This is a genomic window from Winogradskyella sp. A2, from assembly GCF_046762865.1.
Lineage (GTDB): Bacteria > Bacteroidota > Bacteroidia > Flavobacteriales > Flavobacteriaceae > Winogradskyella.
Map to the genome: position 1 here is coordinate 1 of NZ_JBKQXM010000026.1, position 665 is coordinate 665.

1 protein-coding gene is annotated in these 665 nt (G+C 31.0%); it reads left to right on the top strand.

The window, feature by feature from the left end; translation table 11 throughout:
- Positions 1–67: 67 nt before the first annotated feature.
- Positions 68–523 (top strand): protease complex subunit PrcB family protein, encoded by a 456-nt coding sequence (locus ACFWV9_RS16155; protein WP_411896263.1) that lies wholly within the window; start codon positions 68–70, stop codon positions 521–523.
- Positions 524–665: the final 142 nt, after the last annotated feature.

The following is a 665-nucleotide window of genomic DNA, read 5'->3' on the forward strand; positions in this document are numbered from 1 at the left end:
ACCGTTGTAGCAAATTTAACGCAACCTTATTAACATGCTGACATCTATATAATAAAACCTAACAATTATGAAAAAACACCTATTAATTGTCTTGTTATCAATTTTTGTGTTTAGTTGCAGTTCTGACGATGACAATTCAAATTCAAGAGTAATAGAATCGACTTTAATTGCTAAGGATAATCTTTATGGCGCGGGAGACGAAGGAATCACGGAACAAAATTTAATTATTTCTAACCAAACTACTTGGAATAATTTAATTACTCAATTGAATTCAGTAAATAATGTTTCTGATAACTTTACGGAAACTGATATAAATTTCTCTGAATATACCATTATTGCCGTATTTGATGAAATAAAAGCGAATGGCGGTTATAGCCTAGAATTGAATATAACATCTAATTCCGAGAACATCATTGTAAATATTAATGAAATAGTTCCTGAAGGCAACGTTACAACTGTTATTACACAGCCTTTTAATATTACGAAAATCCAGAATTCTGCTTTACCAATAATTTTTGAATAAAAACTTGCTACAACAATGGCTATAATTCATTCCTTATTTATGGCAAAACCCAAAATTAGTTTAACTTTAATCGGCTGGATTTCTACGGTCGAAAATTCCACTGGAATTTTCAACGCAACGAAATCATAGCCGAGACCGTTGT